General features: G+C 72.0%; 17 protein-coding genes. 7 read left to right on the top strand and 10 right to left on the bottom strand.

Annotation, left to right across the window (positions count from 1 at the left end):
* Positions 1-58: 58 nt before the first annotated feature.
* From ACQ5SO_RS07475 to ACQ5SO_RS07465, 3 genes are all read right to left on the bottom strand, one after another.
* Positions 59-382, bottom strand: coding sequence for an HNH endonuclease signature motif containing protein (locus tag ACQ5SO_RS07475; RefSeq protein ID WP_430940959.1), 324 nt, complete (start codon positions 380-382; stop codon positions 59-61).
* Between the two features lie 408 nt (positions 383-790).
* Complete coding sequence (locus ACQ5SO_RS07470; RefSeq protein ID WP_430940958.1) at positions 791-1111, bottom strand: hypothetical protein; 321 nt, start codon at positions 1109-1111, stop codon at positions 791-793.
* Positions 1108-1488, bottom strand: coding sequence for a hypothetical protein (locus tag ACQ5SO_RS07465; protein WP_430940957.1), 381 nt, complete (start codon positions 1486-1488; stop codon positions 1108-1110). Before ACQ5SO_RS07465 ends, ACQ5SO_RS07470 begins: the two co-directional genes overlap by 4 nt.
* Positions 1489-1721: 233 nt before the next feature.
* Here ACQ5SO_RS07465 and ACQ5SO_RS07460 point away from each other — a divergent pair, with 233 nt between their 5' ends.
* Positions 1722-2219, top strand: coding sequence for a hypothetical protein (locus tag ACQ5SO_RS07460; protein ID WP_430940956.1), 498 nt, complete (start codon positions 1722-1724; stop codon positions 2217-2219).
* Positions 2220-2277: 58 nt separating this feature from the next.
* Here the strand turns inward: ACQ5SO_RS07460 and ACQ5SO_RS07455 are convergent, their stop codons facing one another.
* The 4 genes from ACQ5SO_RS07455 to ACQ5SO_RS07440 all read right to left on the bottom strand — a co-directional run bounded on the left by ACQ5SO_RS07455 (position 2278) and on the right by ACQ5SO_RS07440 (position 8333).
* Positions 2278-3780 (bottom strand): hypothetical protein, encoded by a 1503-nt coding sequence (locus ACQ5SO_RS07455; RefSeq protein ID WP_430940955.1) that lies wholly within the window; start codon positions 3778-3780, stop codon positions 2278-2280.
* 177 nt (positions 3781-3957) lie between these two features.
* Positions 3958-4686: a Bax inhibitor-1/YccA family protein gene (locus ACQ5SO_RS07450; protein ID WP_430940954.1), complete on the bottom strand. Its 729-nt coding sequence runs from the start codon at positions 4684-4686 to the stop codon at positions 3958-3960.
* Between the two features lie 336 nt (positions 4687-5022).
* Positions 5023-7596 carry an ABC transporter permease gene (locus tag ACQ5SO_RS07445; protein WP_430940953.1) on the bottom strand — a complete coding sequence of 858 codons (2574 nt, stop codon included), beginning with the start codon at positions 7594-7596 and terminating at the stop codon, positions 5023-5025.
* Entirely contained in the window at positions 7593-8333 is a 741-nt protein-coding gene (locus tag ACQ5SO_RS07440) for an ABC transporter ATP-binding protein (protein WP_430940952.1), read from the bottom strand. The genes ACQ5SO_RS07445 and ACQ5SO_RS07440 overlap by 4 nt, the downstream gene beginning before the upstream one ends.
* 94 nt (positions 8334-8427) lie before the next feature.
* Here ACQ5SO_RS07440 and ACQ5SO_RS07435 point away from each other — a divergent pair, with 94 nt between their 5' ends.
* Together ACQ5SO_RS07435 and thpR are read left to right on the top strand one after the other, a co-directional pair.
* A complete protein-coding gene (locus ACQ5SO_RS07435; RefSeq protein WP_430940951.1) occupies positions 8428-9072 on the top strand; it encodes an arylesterase in 645 nt (214 codons plus the stop codon).
* A gap of 31 nt (positions 9073-9103) precedes the next feature.
* Positions 9104-9646: an RNA 2',3'-cyclic phosphodiesterase gene (thpR, locus tag ACQ5SO_RS07430; protein ID WP_430940950.1), complete on the top strand. Its 543-nt coding sequence runs from the start codon at positions 9104-9106 to the stop codon at positions 9644-9646.
* A gap of 526 nt (positions 9647-10172) precedes the next feature.
* On the opposite strand, the gene ACQ5SO_RS07425 is transcribed toward thpR, so the two are convergent.
* Entirely contained in the window at positions 10173-10397 is a 225-nt protein-coding gene (locus ACQ5SO_RS07425) for a DUF1127 domain-containing protein (protein WP_430940949.1), read from the bottom strand.
* A 156-nt stretch (positions 10398-10553) separates the two neighbouring features.
* Between ACQ5SO_RS07425 and ACQ5SO_RS07420 the strand changes: the two genes are divergently transcribed.
* Positions 10554-11441: a LysR family transcriptional regulator gene (locus ACQ5SO_RS07420; RefSeq protein WP_430940948.1), complete on the top strand. Its 888-nt coding sequence runs from the start codon at positions 10554-10556 to the stop codon at positions 11439-11441.
* Positions 11442-11595: 154 nt separating this feature from the next.
* Positions 11596-12153, top strand: coding sequence for a hypothetical protein (locus ACQ5SO_RS07415; protein WP_430940947.1), 558 nt, complete (start codon positions 11596-11598; stop codon positions 12151-12153).
* Positions 12154-12270: 117 nt separating this feature from the next.
* Here ACQ5SO_RS07415 and rnd read toward each other — a convergent pair whose 3' ends face one another.
* Positions 12271-13464 (bottom strand): ribonuclease D, encoded by a 1194-nt coding sequence (rnd, locus tag ACQ5SO_RS07410; RefSeq protein ID WP_430940946.1) that lies wholly within the window; start codon positions 13462-13464, stop codon positions 12271-12273.
* A gap of 506 nt (positions 13465-13970) precedes the next feature.
* Between rnd and ACQ5SO_RS07405 the strand changes: the two genes are divergently transcribed.
* Positions 13971-14447, top strand: a complete 477-nt coding sequence (locus ACQ5SO_RS07405) for an NUDIX hydrolase (RefSeq protein ID WP_430940945.1) — start codon at positions 13971-13973, stop codon at positions 14445-14447.
* A 41-nt stretch (positions 14448-14488) separates the two neighbouring features.
* Positions 14489-15967 carry an inorganic phosphate transporter gene (locus ACQ5SO_RS07400; protein WP_430940944.1) on the top strand — a complete coding sequence of 493 codons (1479 nt, stop codon included), beginning with the start codon at positions 14489-14491 and terminating at the stop codon, positions 15965-15967.
* 102 nt (positions 15968-16069) lie between these two features.
* Here the strand turns inward: ACQ5SO_RS07400 and ACQ5SO_RS07395 are convergent, their stop codons facing one another.
* The gene (locus ACQ5SO_RS07395) at positions 16070-17680 is read right to left on the bottom strand and encodes a BCCT family transporter (RefSeq protein ID WP_430940943.1); all 1611 of its coding nucleotides are present in this window, start codon (positions 17678-17680) and stop codon (positions 16070-16072) included.
* Positions 17681-17885 lie beyond the last annotated feature (205 nt).

The raw sequence follows: 17885 nt of genomic DNA, 5'->3' as shown, positions 1-17885 counted from the left end.
GTATGCATTGCTGGTGGTGTTCTTCGGGCGCTCCGCCCTGGCGATCCGACGCCCCCCCCTACCTGCGCGGGGCATCGCCGAGTGCCGGATGTCCGGGATCAATCGGATTTCCCTCTGCGTCGCAGCCTTTGAAGGCGACGCCGCTTCCGCCTTTCCGGTCCTTCGCCTGCGTCTTGATCGAATGGCAGCTCGGACACATGGACATGAGCCCCGAGAGTTCCGGGAACGCCTCGCCGCCCTGGTTGATGGCAACGATGTGATCGACGTGGGATGCAGCGGCGAGGCGGTCGCGTTTCGCGCAGACTTCGCAAAGCGGGTTCGTCGCGAGCTTGACCAAGCGCAGCTTCTTCCACGCCGCGGTATTGTAGGGCCAGACCGCCATCAGCACCGCTCCTCGCCGCTGACGCTTCCGGTCGCCTTTTGCTTCGTTCGCATGTCGCGTCTCTCCTGTCTTGTCACCGGCTGGCTTGCTCGGTGGTGAGGTCCAGAGCGAGGGCATAGGACGACCAGCCCCACCGGATCGGTGGAGTTGGTCCCCAGCCCTCGCGTGCGTGCTCGGCGGAGCCGGCCCGTCGCTTCAGGCGCCTGTCGTCGCAATGGTCCCGCGACAGGCTCGGCTGCTACTTGCGGCGCTGGACTTGCGCCGGGGATCCCGCTTCAGCCTTTCGGACTGCGGAGGGCATGCGATCCCGCCCCGTGGTATGCCCGTTCACCTTCTGCGCCACCGTCTGAACCGTCCGCAGGAAGGGTGCGGACGGCTGTTGCGCCGCCCGCCCATAAGCGTCGAAGTTCAGATCAGAGCGGCGCGCGCGTCGGCCCGGCGGGTCGCCGGGGCGTCGCTCGGGTCTTCGTCGTCGATCAGGTCGAAGTCGTCATCGCCCTCGTCGGTGATCACGTGTTGGTCGATGAGACGCTTCATCGTGCGACGCTGCGCCGGGCTCGGCTCCCACGCTGGACGCTTGGCCTGACGCAGGATCGACTTCGCGAAGTCGCGCTCCCAATCGCTTGCGTCAGGCATGCGCGGCACAGTGCGCAGCCAGAACAGGTCTTCTTCGAGGGACCGGGGCGGGAGACTGTCGGCAGGGGCAGTCGCGCAGTGACGAACGGTCATGCCTGACCCTCCGCAGCCCATGCCGCATCAAGGCGGCGCTGCATCACGTCACGGCCCCAGGTCTTCACCAGATGGTCGATCAGCGCCTCGCGGCTCCCCGCCGAAAGAGACAGGAGCGCGGCCAGCGCCCAGCACACGCGGGCGTGCTCATCCTTGCCTTGGCGAAGACGCCGCGCGGCGTCGAGGATGCGCGCCCACGTGTCGGCGCTTGCCGGGGCGTGCCCGGAGGGGTACGCTTCCCCCGAACGATTTTCCAAGCCGTTCGCATCTTCGCCGCCGTTCCTGTTGCCCGCAGGAGCGGCGGTTTCGTTTTCGGCGTGGCCCTTCGCGGGCGCGGCCTCCGAGGCATTCGCCCCGCCAACCCCTTGAGAAGACATGCGGCCTTCCGGGGCGCCGTTCGGCGGCAACGCATTGACGCCGCAAGCGTCTTCGCCTCCCCTACGGGATGCCACTCCCTCCGCGCTGATTGAAGACGCCGCCCCCCGGGGCGGCGTCTTGCGTTCCGGGGCGCCGGACGGCCCCGGGCCGCCCTCCCTTGGCACGGTTAACCGAACCTCCACGCTCGCCGCGCAGGATGCCCGCTCCAAGCGTTCCAGAAGGGGGCCCGGCCATGCGCGCGCCGATCATCCTGTCGCTCGCGGCCCTCGCCGCGGGCTGCGAGGTCGCGGAGCAGGTCCGCGGCGGCCTGGCCGAGGCGGCGGGCGCCGTGCGCGCCGTCCCCGGGGCGATCCAGGCCCAGGCGGCCGAGGCCGACGCCGAGCGGCGCGCCGAGGCGATGGCGACCCCCGGGCCGATGCAGGTCTTCGACGCCCCCGCCCCGCGCACCGTCGCGGCCGCGGGGCGGGCGCTGGACACGCTCGGCCTGCACTGGACCGAGGCCGCGCCGGTCGGGAACATGGGCGCCGTGCGCATCGCCTTCACCCGGCGCGGCGGCATGTGGCGCGCGGGCGCCGGGGGGGCGCTGCTGATCTCGCCCCTGCCCGGCGGGCGCACGGCGGCCGAGCTGCGCAGCGTCTCCGACACGCAGTTCGAGATCATGCCCCTGCTGCCCGGCGACATCGCGGCCGAGCTGTTCCCGCAGATCGCGGCGCAGCTGGCCCGGCCCTGAGCGCGCCGGCCCCGGCCGGGCGCCGCCCGTCCGCGCCGCCCCCCGGGTCCGCCCCGCCCTACTGGCGGCAGACCGCGCCCGGCTTGGCCGCGGCCTCGGGGCGGAACACCGCGCAGCCGCAGACCAGCGGATCCTTCGCGCAGATCGCCTGCTTCTCGGCCCGGCGGGCGTCGAGGCCGCGGGCGATCTCGCGCCGCAGCGCGGCTTCGTTCGCCGCCCGCTCGCGGGCGCGCTCGGCCCGGATGCGGGCCTCCCTGGCGGCGAGCGAGGCTTGCTGCGACTCCTGCTTGCGGCGCAGGCGCTCGATCTCCGCCTTGATCCCGGCCATGCCCTGCTCGAACGCCGCCGTGCGCTCGGCGTCGCTGCCGCGGCCGGCGGCGATGCTCCGGCACAGCTCCTCCTGGCGGCGCAGGCTCTGCTCATAGCGTTTCTGGCGGGCGCGGTCGCTGTAGGACCTGCTCATGCAGACCTTCAGGCCCAGCGCGCAGCTGCACTTGCGGTAGAACTCCTGGTTCTCTTCGCGGAACCGGGTCTCTTCCTTGCGCAGGACGCCCTGCGCCTCGGCGGTCATGCGGCGGGTGCGCGCCAGCTCGGCGGCCGGCTTGGCGATCGCCTTGGCGTCGGCCTCGTCCATCTGCCGCGCGGCCTCGGCGGCGGCGGAGGCGTCGCGGCGCGCGCCGCCCTCGTAGGACACCTCGCGCACCGCGCCGTCGATGCGGGCGTAGCCGATGCCCGAAGGGGCGCCGTCCTTGAATTCCCCGGCATAGAGGATCTCGCCGTCCGCGCCGTAGAGCACCCCGTTCCCGGAGGGCGCGCCCTCGGCCACGCGGCCCGAATAGCTGCGCCCGTCGCGCCAGGTCATCACCCCCTCGGCCGAGCCGCGGCCGGGGGCGAGCCGCCCGTCGAAGCGGCGGTCGGACCAGGTCAGGCGCCCCTCGCCGGTCGGCCGGCCGTTGAGCTGCGGCCCGCTCCAGCGCCCGCCCCAGAGGCCGGTGGGATTGAGCTCCTGCCCCTCCGCGCCATGGGTCTCGCCGAGGCGCTTGCCCTCGAGCGCGGCGAGCGCGGCCGCGCCCTTGAGCACCCGGTTGTACACGCCGGAGTCGGTGTTGATCTCGAGATACGCGACCTCGCCCGGGCTCACCAAGGCGTAGCCGCCGCTGCCGGCGCGCGCACGTTCGGGGTCGGAGAACAGCCCCCCCTCCTGGTACGGCATCCAGGTGTCGAAGACGGCGGTTCCGGGCCAGACCTCGAACCGGTGGTAGATGTCGGGGGTCAGCGGGCCCCCGGGCACGCCCTTGACCAGCATCCGGTGCGGGCGCCACGGCTCTTCCGAGGTGGAGACATAGACCACCGCCTTGCGCGGATCGGACGGCGCATGGGCGGCGAGGCGGTCCGCGGCGGCATCGCCCTGCGCCCCGGCCTGGGCCCCCGCCTGCGCCCCGGCCTGGGCCTGCGGCGGCTTCTGCGCGACCGGCGTCTCGGGCCCGCAGGCGGAAAGGAGCAGCGACGCGAGCAGCGCGCAGGCGGCGCGCAGGCGGGTGAACGGGGCGGCTCGCGGCATCGGTGGCTCCTTGCTCTGCGGTCTGCGTCTCCCCCGGCCGCGGCGGGGCGGCCGCGGCGGGGGCGCCACAGTCGCGGAAGCCCGCCCCCGCAGGCAAGAAAAAAGGGCCGGGGGTCGCCCCCCGGCCCTTGGCATCACGTCCCGCTGGGCGGGCGCGGCGCCTGTTTCAGCGCGCGATCACTCGCGGTCGCCGAACAGGCTCAGCATCATCATGAACATGTTGATGAAGTTGATGTAGAGCGACAGCGCGCCCATGATCGCCGACTTGCCCATCACGTCGGCGCCCGCGCCGAACTGGGCCATGCCGAGATAGTCGTTCTTCAGGCGCTGGGTGTCATAGGCGGTCAGGCCCGCGAAGACCAGCACGCCGATCACGTTGACCGCGAACATCAGCGCCGAAGAGGCGAGGAAGATGTTGATGATCGACGCCACGACCAGGCCGATCACGCCCATCATCAGGAACGAGCCCCAGCCCGAGATGTCCTTCTTGGTCGTGTAGCCATAGAGCGACACGCCGCCGAAGGCGATCGCGGTGGTCAGGAAGACCTGGGCGATGGACATGCCGGTGTAGACGGCGAAGATGAAGGAGATCGAAAGCCCCATCAGCGCCGAGTACGCCCAGAACATCATCTGCGCGCCCGCGACGGAGAGCTTGTTGATCATCCCGCCCATCACGAAAACCATGATCAGCGGCGCGAACATCACCAGATATTTCTGCGGGCCGCCGAAAATGGCCTGCAGCATGGCGGGCGAGTTGCCCACCACGAAAGCCACCGCGCCGGTGATGACCATGGCGAACGCCATCAGCCCGTAGACGCGGTTCATGTAAGCGCGGAGACCGGCGTCGATCGCCGCGGAGCGTGCGCCGGCGGCGCCGTGCGTGCGGATCGTGTCGAAGTCCTGCATGTGTTTCTTCACCCTGTTCGGTCGTTGGTTGAGGCCAAAGAGGGGACGGAGTCCCCCCGGACCCCCTCGTCTCGGGTTCAATATCGGGGCGGTCCCGCGGCTTTTCAAGCGTCCCTGATGCGCGGCGCCGCAGCGCAGGGCGGATTTTCAGAGTTTTCGCTTCAGGATTTGAAACGCCGCCGGGTCTCTCAAATCCGGGGCGGTGATTTCAGCCCCAGCCCCCGGCGCGCCGCGGATCGTCCGACGCGCCGGTATCGCATTCCCAAACGTCAATCACACCCTTCCAATCACAGCCTTCCAACCACGCCCTTCCAACCACGCCCATGCCCGGGCCCGTCACTCCCGCGCGCGCAGCACCTGGGCCGGGCGGGCGGACAGGGGCCGCCAGGCGAAGCCGAGCCCCGCCAGCAGCGCCGCCAGCGCGCCGCCGACCACGATCAGGATCGCGGGGCCGGGAACGAAGACATATTGCGCCTCCATCACCTCCTCGATCACCGCCTGCCCGGCCAGGGCGCCGGCGACGATGGCCACGCCCCCCGCCGCCGCGCCCAGGAGCGCCGAGCGCAGCGCGAAGCTGCGCAGGATCGCCGGGCGGGTCATCCCGAGGGTCTTGAGCACCGCCGCCTCGTGCACCCTGCGCCGCTCCCCGGCCGCCGCGGCGCCGATCAGCACCACGATCCCGGTCAGCAGCGTCACCGAGGCCCCCCAGCGGGTCGCCATGGCGAGGTCCGAGAGCGCCGAGGACACCTGCTCCACCGCGTCGCGCACCCGGATCGCGGTGACGTTCGGCAGGCGGCCCGCGACGGCGCGCAGCAGCGGCCCCTCCGCCTCGGGCGTCGCGTGCACGGTGGCGATGTGCGAATGCGGGGCGCCGGCCAGCGAAGACGGGCTCCAGACCATCAGGAAGTTGATGCCCATGTCCCGGAACTCCACCACCCGGAAGCTGGCGACGGTGGCGGTCAGCTCCCGCCCCAGGATGGAAACGGTGACCGTGTCGCCGATCGAGAGGCCCAGCTCGCGCCCCTCCTCCTCGGCGAAGCTGACCAGGGGCGGGCCGCTGTAATCCTCGGGCCACCATTCGCCCTCGGTCACCACGGTGCCGTCGGGGGGCGTCTGCGAATAGGTCACGCCGCGGTCGCCGCGCAGCACCCAGGCGGCGGCGGGGTCGATCTCGGCCTCCTCGGCCGGCACGCCGTTGAGGCGCGTGATCACGCCGCGCAGCATCGGCGCGGTGGCGATGTCGCCCACGCCCTCCACGCCCTCGGCGCGCGACAGGAAGGTCTCGAGCTGGTTGTTCTGGATGTCGACGAAGAAGAAGGCCGGCGCGCGCGCGGGCAATTCGCGCTCGATCACGTCGCGCAGGTTGCGGTCGATCTGCCCCACCGCGGCCAGCACCGACAGCCCGAGGCCGAGCGACAGGACCACGCCCGCCGTCTCGGCCCCCGGCCCGCCGACGGCGCCGAGCGCGAGGCGCAGCACCGGGCGCCCGCGCACCGCCTTCGCGCGCGCGGCGCGGCGGGCGAGGCGCGAGACGAGGAAGGCCGCGACGCGCAGCACCGCCAGCGCGCCCAGCACGCCGAACGCGAAGCCCAGCGCCAGCTGCCACAGCCCCGAGAACGCCACCGCCGCCCCGATCAGCGCCACGGTCAGCACGAAGATCAGCGCGATATAGCCCGGCTGCGGCAGTTGCCGCTCGGACCCCGCGATGTCGCGGAACAGGCGCGCGGCCCGCAGCTCCCGCGCCTGCGCCAGCGGCCAGAGCGCGAAGATCAGGGCGGTGAGGATGCCGTAGGTCGCCGCCTCGGCCAGCGGGCGGGCGTAGATGTCGAACAGCGCCGGGACCGGCAGCATGTCCTCCATCAACGGCCCCACCAGCGCCGGAAGCCCTGCGCCCAGCGCCAGCCCGATGCCCACGCCCAGCGCGGCGAGCGCGCCGACCTGGACCAGGTACACGGCGAAGATGGTCCGCCCCTCGGCCCCGAGGGTCTTGAGCGTCGCGATGGTCGTGGTCTTGCCGTCGAGATAGGAGCGCACGGCGGCCGAGACCCCCACGCCCCCCATCGCCAGCGCCGCCAGCCCCACCAGCACCAGGAACGCCCCGATCCGGTCGACGAAACGCTGCACCCCCGGCGCGCCGTTGCGCCGGTCGCGCCAGCGCATCCCGGCGGCGGGATGGTCGGCCTGCATCTCGGCCTTCAGCGCCTCGAGGTCCGCGCCCTCGGGCAGCTTCAGCCGGTAGCGGCTGTCGAACAGCGTCCCGGGCGCCAGCAGGCCCGATTCCGTCAGCCCCTCGCGCAGCAGGATCGTGCGCGGGCCGAAGCCGAAGCCGCCCGCGGCCTTGTCCGGCTCGCCCTCGATCAGCGCGCGCAATTCATAGGTCCCGGCGCCGAGCTGGAACGTGTCGCCGGGGGACAGGCCCAGCCGCTCGGCCAGCACCATCTCCATCACCGCGCCATAGCGCCCGTCGCGCCGCTCCAGCGCCTCCGCCACGCCGATCCCGTCCGACAGGCGCAGCTCGCCATACAAGGGATAGGCGGAATCCACCCCCTTCACCTGGGTCAGCGCCCGGTCGAGCTCATCCGTCTGCGGGTCGCGCGCCGCGGCCATGGAGCGGAAATCGGCGATCTCGGAGACGGCGATGGCGCGCGCCTCCATCCAGGCCCGCTCGTCCTCCTCGGCGAAGCGATAGGTGATGGAGATCTCCGCATCGCCGCCAAGGATCGCCTGGCCTTCGCGGGCCAGCCCCTCGGAAATCGCCATGCGCACCGACCCGACGGCGGAAATGGCCGCGACGCCGAGCGCGAGGCAGGCGAGGAACACGTAGAAGCCCCGGATGCCGCCGCGCAGCTCGCGCCGGGCGATCTTCAGCGCGACGCCGAAGCCGGCGCCCTTCGCGGCAGGGCGGCTCATTGCGCCGCCTCGGCGTCGGCCGCGGCCCCGGCGGCGGCGGCGGTCCCCGCATCCTCGATCCGCCCGTCGGCCACCTTGACCACCCGGTCGCAGCGCGCGGCGAGCTCGGGCGCATGGGTCACCATCACCAGCGTCGCGCCATGACGCTCCGACAGGCCGAACAGCATCGAGATGATCGCCTCGCCCGTCGCGCCGTCGAGGTTCCCCGTCGGCTCGTCCGCCAGCAGGATCTCCGGCCGCCCCGCCGCGGCGCGGGCCAGCGCCACGCGCTGCTGCTCGCCGCCCGACAGCTGCGCCGGGTAATGGTCGGCGCGATGGCCGAGGCCGACCGCCTCCAGCTCCTCCGCCGCCCGCGCGAACGCATCCGGCGCCCCGGCGAGCTCCAGCGGCGTCGCGACGTTTTCCAGCGCCGTCATGGTCGGAATCAGGTGGAAGGACTGGAACACCACGCCCATATGATCGCGACGGAAGCGGGCGAGCGCGTCTTCATCCATGGCCGACAGGTCATGGCCCAGCGCGGTCACCTGCCCCCCGGTGGCGCGTTCCAGCCCGCCCATGAGCATGAGGAGCGAAGATTTGCCCGACCCCGACGGCCCGACGATCCCGACCGTGGACCCGCGCGCGATGGACAGGTCCACGCCCTTGAGGATCTCCACCCTTCCCGCGTTGGAGGAGAGCGCCAGCTCGGCCCCCTTCAGCTGGATCACGGCGTCGTCTGCGGCGGCGGCGTCAGTCATGGGGGGCATGTCCTTCGGTCTGGGGCGCGTCTTCGGGCGATATGGGGCCCCGGGCGGCATCAACAAGGCGTGTGCGCGGATGGCCGCGGCCTGCATGGCTGTCACGCTGGCCCTCGCCGCACCTGTCGCTGCGAAAGCTGACGAAACCGTGATCGCCGCGCTGGGGGATTCGCTCACCCACGGCTTCGGCCTCGCCCCCGCCGACGCCTTCCCGGTGCAGCTCGAGGCGTGGCTGCGGGACCGCGGCCACGACGTGCGGGTGATCAATGCAGGCGTCTCCGGCGACACCACCGCGGGCGGGCGCGCACGGCTCGACTGGACCCTGACGCCCGAGGTCGACGCGGTGATCGTCGAGCTTGGCGGCAACGACCTTCTGCGCGGCATCGACCCGGCTGAAAGCCGCCGCAACCTCGACGCCATCCTCGCGCGCCTCTCGGCCGAGGGGCTGCCCGCGCTGCTGGCGGGGCTGCCCGCGCCGGGCAATTACGGGCAGGACTGGGCCGACGCGTTCAACGCCATGTATCCCGAGCTGGCCGAGCAATACGGCGCGATCCTCTACCCCAATTTCCTCGAAGCCATCGCCCCCGATTTCTCCATCGCCGACCGCGGCCAGCGGGCGGACGCCATGAAGCTGATGCAATCCGACGGCATCCACCCGAACGCCGAGGGCGTGGCCCGCGTGGTCGCCGCCATCGGCCCGCTGGTCGAGGAGCTGATCGCCCGGGTCGAGGCCGACTGACCCTTCCCCCCCCGCGCCCCCCGGAGGCCCCATGACCATCCGCGCCTTCGTCGCCCTGCCCCCGCCCGCGGCCCTGCTGGGGGCGCTCGAGGATCTCGGCCACGACCTCGACTGCGGCCGCCCGGTCCCGGAGGAGAACCTGCATGTCACCCTGGCCTTCCTCGGCGAGCATGACCGGCACGTGCTGGAGGACGTGGCGCTGGAGCTGGACCGCATCCGAACCCCCGCGCCGCTGATCGGCTTCGACGGGATCGGGCGGTTCGGCTCGAAACGGCCGACCGCCGCGCATGCGCTCTGCACCCCGAACCCGGAGCTCTCGGCCCTCCACGACGCCGTGCGCCGGGCCGCGGCGGCGGGGGGCGTGGCGCTCAAGCGCCGCAAGTTCATCCCGCACGTGACCCTGGCCCGCTTCCCCGCGTCCCACCCCGCCGACGGGGACCTGGAGCGGTGGTCCGAGGAACATGCGGGCTTCGCCGCCGGGCCCCTGCCCGCGCCCTATTTCGCCCTCTACCGCTCCGAGCTGACCCGGGGCGGCCCGGTCTATTCCGAGGCGATGCGCTTCGGTTTCACCTGACGGTCGGCCGGGACCGCGCAGGGGGCCGAGGAATCAAATCGCGCCGCGGGGGGAAATCCCCGCGGCGCGTGCGGCCGACGCGCGATGCGTGCGGCAGAATTATGACACCGGCCCGTCCCTGAAATGGGGGAGGCCCGGCGCGTTCAGGTTTCCCCGTCGCTCAGTACAGCCCGAAGAGGACCGCGCGCATCCGCGCCTCGGCCAGCATCAGGCGCGGACCCCAGCCCGCGCGACGGCGCGCCGCCTGGGCGCCCTTCCAGATGAATTCAGTTCCGTTCATAGCTTTTCGCTCCAGACAGAAGCCTCTCGCGCACGGCGCTGCCGCCCTGCGGCGCGCGGCTCATACTGGCCTTTCGCCGTGATGGCAACGTGATGGGTGTAAGAATTTTCTCCGAAGGGATGATTAACGACCCCGAACGGAGAGGGTTAACGCCACCCGGACACGCCGACGGCCCCGCGCGGGGGCCGACGAAAGCGTTGCAGAACGGCCTCGGCGGCGGGGGACGATCCCCCGCACGCCAAGGGATCAGGCGCGATTCGGGGCGTCCCAGAACGGGCGGCTCGCCTCGGTCCAGGCGGCGTCGCGGGTCAGGCCCATGTCCTCGAGACGCTCCTGCGGCATGGCCGACAGGGCCTTGCGCTCGGACGCCACGGTCAGCCACAGGCCGATGCGGGAGAGAAGGCCGCGCGAGGACGCGCCCCGGTAGGAGGAAGGGGCGGAAACGGCGGCGGTGTGATAGGTGCGGATCATGATGGACTCCATTAACTACTGTGATGCGACCGCCATCGCGATCATCGGTGTTGATGGATATGGGGACATCGGTTAGATTTGTAAAACGAATGGTGATGAAGGACCCCATCACGACAAGTGATGAGAATGCCGCGAAACCGCGGGAAGGAGGCCCCGATGGCTCGAAATCTTGATCTGACCGCCCTGCGCAGCTTCGCGATGGTGGCCGAAACCGGCGGCGTGACCCGCGCCGCCGCCCGGCTGCACCTGACCCAGTCCGCCGTGTCGATGCAGGTCAAGCGGCTCGAGGACGCCATCGGCGCGCCGCTGCTCGACCGGGCCCGCCGGGGCGTGGCGCTGACCTCGCAGGGCGAGCTTCTCTTGTCCTACGCCCGCCGCATGATCGCGCTGAACGACGAGGCCTGGGGCCGGCTGACCGCCGACGACCTCGAGGGCGAGATCACCTTCGGCGTGCCCTCGGACATCGTCTACCCGCACGTGCCCGGGGTCCTGCGCCGCTTCGCGCGCGAATTCCCGCGGGTGAAGGTGACGCTGGTCAGCTCCTACACGACGCGCCTCAAGTCGATGCTGCTGGCGGGCGAGGCGGACCTGATCCTGACGACCGAGAGCGAGCCGGACGCGGCCGGCGAGATGCTGGAGAAGTCGGACCTCGTCTGGGTCGGCGCGCCCGGGGGCAACGCCTGGACCGCGCGGCCGATCCGGCTGGCCTTCGAGAACAACTGCATCTTCCGCGGCGCCGCGCAGACCGCGCTCGACAAGGCCGGGATCACCTGGGAGATGGGCGTGACCTCCGAGACGACGCGCACCATCGAGGCCTTCGTCTCCGCCGATCTCGGCGTCCATGCCTCGATCGAGGGCACCGTCAGCCCGCGGCTGGAGAAGATCGCCCATAACGGCGCCCTGCCCCCGCTGCCGCAGGTCGGCATCAACATGTACCTGGCCGAGGGCGCGGACGAGCTGACCCGCGCGCTGGCCGAGCAGGTGCGCGACGCCTATGCGGGCGGCGTGAACGACGCCCCGGTCGAGGCGCTGGCCGCCCAGTAAGGCGCGGGGCGCGGCGGCGGAACCGGGCGCGGAACCGGGGGGCGGCGCGGGCGCGCAGGCGCCGCTTCCCCGCCCTGCGCGGGCGCGCAGGCCCTTCCCTTTCGCGCCGCCTTGTGGCGGTATGCGCCGGCATATTCGACGGAGGAGCCGCCCCATGTTCATCGCCCGCACGCGACCCGCTTCCGCCCCGCGGTCCGCCCCCGGCCTCCGGGTCCTGCTCGGCGCCGCCGCGCTCGGCGCGCTCGGCGCCTGTTCCGTCGGCGACCTGTGGGAGGAGACCCCCGAGGTCGAGGTCCAGGTCCTCGCCCCCTCCCAGCCGCAGCAGCGCGAGACGGTGGGCCAGGTCGAGGTCAGCGAACGCCGGGCGGTGGAGCGGGTCGACCGGCTCGAGATCGGGCGCGTCCACGAGGGGCTGATGCTCTCGGCCTTCGGCACGGCGCCCCGCCAGGACTGGTTCTCGGCCAGGCTCGAGCCGCGGCGCGAGGGGCTGCCCGGCCCGGACGGGTTCATCGAGTTCGATTTCGTCGCCGCCCCGCCCGAGCTGAACGGGTTCAGCGCGGCCGAGACGCCGGGCAGCGCGACCCAGCGCGCGATGCGCGCCGACGCCGCGATCGAGGAGGCGAACCTGGCCGGGGCCGCCGGGCTGCGGGTCCATGCCGCCGGCAACGCCGCCGCGATCCGCCTCGCGCCCCCAGCCGCCGCCGAGGAGTGACGCCGCCCCGCCTGCCCCGCGCGCGCAGGTGAAAGCAGATGAAAAAGGCCGGCGGCGCTGAATGCGCCGCCGGCCTTTTTCATCGGGATCCCGGGGGAAGGCGCGGGGGGCGAAGGCTCAGGCCTCCTCCTCCTCGTCCTCGAACTCCACGATCTCGATGCCGTTCGAATTGGCCGAGAGCGCGATCCGCCCGGTCTTGAGCTGCATCGCCAGCTCGCCGAACGCCGCGCGGCGCCAGCCGGACATGGCGGGCACGTCGGGCGCGTCCTCGTTCGCGATCCGGGTCAGGTCGTCCGAGCTCGCCAGCAGCTTCTGCGCCACCCCGATCTCATCCGCCCGCGCCTTCAGCAGCACCTTCAAGAGGTCCGTAAGGGCGCCGGCCCCCGGCTTGGCCGGACCGCCGCCGGCGCGCTTTTCCGGCGCCACCTCCGGGCCCGCCTCGCCCTCGGCCACGGCCGCGAGGATCCCCTCGGCCGCGTCGCCCTTGCGCGCCTCGCGCAGCAGCAGGCGCGAGCGGCCGAGCTCGTCCATGTCCTTCGGGCGGTTCGAGGCGACCTCCAGCAGCGCGTCGTCCTTCATCAGGCGCGAGCGGGGGATGTCCTTCTCCTGCGCCCGGGCCTCGCGCCACTTGGCCAGCGCCTTGACCACGGCGAGGAACCGGCCGTCCGAGGACCGGGTCTTCACCCGCCGCCAGGCCTCCTCCGGGTCGTTCCGGTAGGTGTCCTCGGAGGTCAGCGCGCGCATCTCCTCCAGCACCCAGGCGGCGCGGCCGGATTTCTTCAGGCGCTTGTCCAGCGTCTCGTAGATCCGGCGCAGGTGGGTGACGTCGGCGATGGCGTAGTCGAGCTGCTTGTCCGTCAGCGGGCGGCGGGCCCAGTCGGTGAAGCGGCTGGACTTGTCGAGCTTGGCGGAGGCGATCTTGCGCACCAGCGTCTCGTAGCCGACCTGGTCGCCATAGCCGCAGACCATGGCCGCGACCTGGGTGTCGAAGAACGGCGCCGGGATCTGGCCCGAGAGCTTCCAGAAGATCTCGATGTCCTGGCGGGCGGCGTGGAACACCTTGACGGTGTTCGGGGCCTGCATCAGCGCCATCAGCGGCGCGAGGTCGATGCCCTCGGCCAGCGGGTCGACGATGGCGGCGCCGTCATTGGACGACAGGTCCCCGTCGACGGGATGGGCCAGCTGCACCAGGCACAGCTGCGGCCAGTACGTGCGTTCGCGAAGGAACTCCGTATCGACGGTGACGTAGGGGTGTTTCGCGCATTCCTCGCAGAACGCAGCGAGGGCCTCGGTATCCGTGATGATGTTCATACTTCGGCTTCTTAACGGCCTGCGGGGCGGGAGTCTGCCTCGGCCGGGCACGGTTCAAGGCAAGGGCGACGAACCGACGCATAGCAGGCGCGGAGGCGATTGGAAAGCGCGCGACCGCCGCAGGGGCGCGCCGGGGGCCGCCTGATGGGCGGCGCGGGGGCCGCACGGGGGCCGCACAGGGGAAGGCAAGCGGCCGCACAGGGGGATGCACGGGAGGCGCACGGGGGCCGCACGGGGGGGGCGCAAGGCGCGCGCCGGGGCCGCGGCGACGGGCGCGGGCGGCGCCGCCCCGGCCGTCCCGGCCGCCCCGGGCGTGGCCGCCGCGCGACAGGGCGCCCGCGCCGCGGGGCCGCCGGGGCCGTTCACGGCGCTGCGTCTCGACTCGCGGCCCCGCGGCTGATAGCGGCAGGCCCGATCGGAGGCCGCGGCGACCGCGCGGTTCCGCACTTCATCCGAAAGGCCGGGCCCCGCGCCCGGCGCCGCCAGCGCGCAGGGAGGCGCCGCCCATGTCCGTCACGGACCTCTGGAAGAACACGTTCGGCCTGATGGTGTCGCGCCCCGCGCGCTACCAGGTGGCCGCGCTGTGCTGGCGCGACGGGCCCTCGGGGCCCGAGATCCTGCTCGTCACCTCGCGCGACACCGGCCGCTGGGTGCTGCCCAAGGGCTCGCCCAAGCGCGGGCGCAAGGGCTCCGAGATGGCCGCGGAAGAGGCGTGGGAGGAGGCGGGGGTGATCCCGGCCGACCGCCCGGCGCGGGACATCGGGGCCTATCGCTATGACAAGCGGCTCGAGGGCGGGCTGACCGAGCGGACCGAGGTGGAGGTGTTCGCCTTCGAGGTCGCCGCGCTGGCCGAGGCGTTTCCCGAGGCGCATGAGCGCCGCCGCGAATGGATGACGCCGGCGGCCGCGGCCGCGTCGGTGGATGAGCCGGACCTGGCCGCGCTGCTGCGCGGCTTCGTCCGCCCGGGGGGCGACGCGGCCTGAGGGGGCCCGCGCCCGGAGATGACTGCAAGGGGGGAGGGCCCATGTCCGACAAGCGCAACGATTACCAGTGGAAGACGCTGGACAAGGACCTGAACCGGCTGTCCTCGCTGGAACAGGCGACGATGCATGTCTCGCGCCCGCTGGTGGGGCTGGGCGTGGGGATGATCTTCATCGCCCTCGCCGCGCTCTTCGCCGGGGCCTCGACCTCCGGCTCCCCGGAAACCTGGATCATGGCCGCCGCGGCCGCCTTCGGGGCCTACATGGCGCTGAACATCGGCGCCAACGACGTGGCCAACAACATGGGCCCGGCGGTGGGCGCCAAGGCGCTGTCGATGGTCGGCGCCATCGCCATCGCCGCGGTGTGCGAGAGCGCGGGCGCGCTGCTGGCCGGGGGCGACGTGGTCTCGACCATCTCCAAGGGGATCGTCGACCCGGCGGCGGTGGAGACGAAGGCCGTGTTCATCGGCGCGATGCTGGCGGCGCTGCTCTCGGCCGCGCTCTGGGTCAACATCGCCACCTGGGTCGGGGCGCCGGTGTCGACCACCCACTCGGTGGTCGGCGGGGTGATGGGCGCGGGCGTCGCGGCGGCGGGTTTGACAGCTGTCAACTGGCCGACCATGGGCGCGATCGCGGCGAGCTGGGTGATCTCGCCCCTCCTGGGCGGCGTGATCGCGGCGGCGCTGCTGGCGCTGATCAAGGCCAAGGTGATCTATACCGAGGACAAGATCGCCGCCGCCCGCCGCTGGGTGCCGATCCTGATCGGGCTGATGGCGGCGGCCTTCGGCGCGTACCTCGCGCTCAAGGGCCTCAAGCGCATCGTGAAGATCGACATGGGCCTGGCGCTGATGATCGGCGTCGCGGTCGGCGTGGCCGCCTGGGCCGCCGCGGTGCCGCTGATCCGGCGCCAGTCCGAGGGGATGGAGAACCGCAACCGCTCGCTCAAGGCCCTGTTCGGGATGCCGCTGGTGCTGTCGGCGGCGCTGCTGAGCTTCGCGCACGGGGCCAACGACGTCGCCAACGCGGTCGGCCCGCTGGCGGCGATCGTGCACGCGATGGAGGCGGGCGGCTTCGCGGCCAAGGTGGCGATCCCGGTCTGGGTCATGGTGATCGGGGCCTTCGGCATCTCCTTCGGCCTGATCCTGTTCGGGCCGAAGCTGATCAGGATGGTCGGCGCGCAGATCACCAAGCTCAACCCGATGCGGGCCTATTGCGTGGCGCTCTCGGCCGCGGCGACGGTGATCGTGGCGAGCTGGCTCGGCCTGCCCGTCTCCTCGACGCATATCGCGGTGGGCGGCGTGTTCGGCGTCGGCTTCTTCCGCGAATGGCATGCCGAGCGGCGGGTGCGGATGCTCAACAAGAATCGCCCGGCCAAGCGGCTGGCGGAGGGTGAGCGGCGGCGGCGCAAGCTGGTGCGACGCTCGCATTTCATGACCATCGTCGCGGCCTGGGTGATCACGGTGCCGGCGACGGCGCTGCTGTCGGGCGTGCTCTACTTCGCGCTGGAAGCCGCGCTGTTCTGAGCGGCCGCGGGCCCGGGGCACGGGCCGGGCTGCGGGCGGGGCGACGACGGCAAAGCCCCCGCGCGAGAGGATCGCGCGGGGGCTTTTCTTCGTGCCGGCGGCTCAGAATTCCTGGAGCTGCGGGCGCTCGCCCACCGTGACGTGGTCGATCTCCTCGGCCGCGAAGCCGCGGATCAGCGCCGGGATCATCATCGTCACCAGCACGAAGATCGGCAGGCCCACCACGGTGATCACCTGCTGGAGCGCGGTCAGCCCCGCGTCCCCGGCCAGCACGATCAGCATCGCCGCCACCAGCCCCTCGGCCGCGCCCCAGAACACCCGCTGGTGGGTGGGGCCGGGATGCGGCTCTCCGGTGCAGAGCATGTCGACCACCAGCGAGGCGGAATCCGAGGAGGTGGCGAAGAAGATCGCCACGATCACCACGCCCACGCCCTGCACGAAGGCGGCGAGGGGGAAGTTCTCGAAGAAGGCGAACATGGCCAGCGGCACGCTGTCCGAGACCGCGCGGCTGAGCGCGCCGGCCGCCTCGCCCATCTCGGCCCGGGCGGCGGCGCCGATGCCGTCGATCTCCATCGCCTGCCAGCCGAAGATCGCGAACCAGACCAGCGTGAACAGCGACGGCGCCAGCAGCACGCCGAACACGAATTCGCGCACCGTGCGCCCGCGGCTGATGCGGGCCACGAACAGGCCGATGAAGGGCGACCAGGTCACCGTCCAGGCCCAGTAGAACACCGTCCAGCCGCCCTGCCAGCCCCAGGCGTCGGTGCTGGGGTTGCCGTCCGCCAGCATGTCGTTCCAGAAGGCGAGGCGCGGCAGGTTGCCGATATAGAGCCCGAAGGTCTCCACCACGCCGCGCAGCAGGAACAGGGTGGATCCGGTGACCAGCACGAACACCATCAGCGCCACCGCCATGGCGATGTTGATTTTGGACAGGAGCTTCACCCCCTTGTCGAGCCCGGCGACGATGGAGCCGACGGCGACGACGGTGAGGACGGCGAGGATGGCGACCTTCACCCCCGCCCCGTCGCCGATCCCGAACAGGGCCGACAGCCCCGCGGCGATCTGCGAGGAGCCGAGCCCGAGCGAGACGGCGACGCCGAACAGGGCGCCGAGCACGGCGGCGATGTCGATGGCCTTGCCGACCGGGCCGTGGATCCCCTCCTTCAACAGCGGCCAGAACACCGAGCTGACGCGCACCGGCAGGTCATGGCGGTTGATGAAATAGGCGAAGGCGAGGCCCGGCAGGGTGAAGATGGTCCAGGTGTGCAGCCCGAGATGGTAGATGGCGATGGAGATCGCGTCGCGCGCGGCCTCGGTCGAATGCGGCTCCCCCCCCGGGAAGGGGGGCGCGGCGAAATGCGAGATCGGCTCGGCCACCCCCCAGAACATCAGCACGGCGCCGATGCCGCCGGCGAAGAGCATGGTGAACCAGGACAGGTTGTCATAGGCCGGTTTCTCGCCCTTGCGCCCGAGGCGGATATGCCCGTGGCGGGACATGGCGGCCCAGACCAGGAAGCCCAGCCAGACATTGACCCCGAGGATGAAGAACCAGCCGAGCTTGGCGACGATCCAGGCCCGCCCGGCGGCGAAGGCGTCGCCGATGGGTCCGGGAAAGAGGATCAGCGCGAGGACGAAGAGGACGGTGAACCCGGCCGAGACGAAGAAGATGACGGGGTCCGTGCGCAGTCCCAACCTGCGGGCGAGGGTCTCCATGATGCGTCTCCTTTTGAGGGGAGGGGGGCGAGCGGGCGAGGGCGTGCGGCCAGCCAAGCGGAATTCGGCGGCCGACGCCATGAAGAATGCCCCGGCAGGTGGAAAGATCGAAAGACCGCACGGGGACGTGATCTGAAAAGGGGTTGAAATGGCGCCGCATATTCCCGCGGATTGCGCGATTATTTCAGGGCATGTTCAGGAAGGC

This window comes from Rhodovulum sp. DZ06 (genome assembly GCF_050586345.1).
In the GTDB taxonomy this organism is placed as follows: domain Bacteria; phylum Pseudomonadota; class Alphaproteobacteria; order Rhodobacterales; family Rhodobacteraceae; genus JBOCEF01.
The sequence above is the reverse complement of the archived record's forward strand: the minus strand, read 5'-3'. Positions and strand labels throughout refer to the sequence as shown.

Bases quoted from the DNA above. Each gene is read 5' to 3' on its own strand.
- ACQ5SO_RS07475 (WP_430940959.1), bottom strand. From the start codon at position 382: ATGGCGGTCTGGCCCTACAATACCGCGGCGTGGAAGAAGCTGCGCTTG.
- ACQ5SO_RS07470 (WP_430940958.1), bottom strand. From the start codon at position 1,111: ATGACCGTTCGTCACTGCGCGACTGCCCCTGCCGACAGTCTCCCGCCC.
- ACQ5SO_RS07465 (WP_430940957.1), bottom strand. From the start codon at position 1,488: ATGTCTTCTCAAGGGGTTGGCGGGGCGAATGCCTCGGAGGCCGCGCCC.
- ACQ5SO_RS07460 (WP_430940956.1), top strand. From the start codon at position 1,722: ATGCGCGCGCCGATCATCCTGTCGCTCGCGGCCCTCGCCGCGGGCTGC.
- ACQ5SO_RS07455 (WP_430940955.1), bottom strand. From the start codon at position 3,780: ATGCCGCGAGCCGCCCCGTTCACCCGCCTGCGCGCCGCCTGCGCGCTG.
- ACQ5SO_RS07450 (WP_430940954.1), bottom strand. From the start codon at position 4,686: ATGCAGGACTTCGACACGATCCGCACGCACGGCGCCGCCGGCGCACGC.
- ACQ5SO_RS07445 (WP_430940953.1), bottom strand. From the start codon at position 7,596: ATGAGCCGCCCTGCCGCGAAGGGCGCCGGCTTCGGCGTCGCGCTGAAG.
- ACQ5SO_RS07440 (WP_430940952.1), bottom strand. From the start codon at position 8,333: ATGACTGACGCCGCCGCCGCAGACGACGCCGTGATCCAGCTGAAGGGG.
- ACQ5SO_RS07435 (WP_430940951.1), top strand. From the start codon at position 8,428: ATGGCTGTCACGCTGGCCCTCGCCGCACCTGTCGCTGCGAAAGCTGAC.
- thpR (WP_430940950.1), top strand. From the start codon at position 9,104: ATGACCATCCGCGCCTTCGTCGCCCTGCCCCCGCCCGCGGCCCTGCTG.
- ACQ5SO_RS07425 (WP_430940949.1), bottom strand. From the start codon at position 10,397: ATGATCCGCACCTATCACACCGCCGCCGTTTCCGCCCCTTCCTCCTAC.
- ACQ5SO_RS07420 (WP_430940948.1), top strand. From the start codon at position 10,554: ATGGCTCGAAATCTTGATCTGACCGCCCTGCGCAGCTTCGCGATGGTG.
- ACQ5SO_RS07415 (WP_430940947.1), top strand. From the start codon at position 11,596: ATGTTCATCGCCCGCACGCGACCCGCTTCCGCCCCGCGGTCCGCCCCC.
- rnd (WP_430940946.1), bottom strand. From the start codon at position 13,464: ATGAACATCATCACGGATACCGAGGCCCTCGCTGCGTTCTGCGAGGAA.
- ACQ5SO_RS07405 (WP_430940945.1), top strand. From the start codon at position 13,971: ATGTCCGTCACGGACCTCTGGAAGAACACGTTCGGCCTGATGGTGTCG.
- ACQ5SO_RS07400 (WP_430940944.1), top strand. From the start codon at position 14,489: ATGTCCGACAAGCGCAACGATTACCAGTGGAAGACGCTGGACAAGGAC.
- ACQ5SO_RS07395 (WP_430940943.1), bottom strand. From the start codon at position 17,680: ATGGAGACCCTCGCCCGCAGGTTGGGACTGCGCACGGACCCCGTCATC.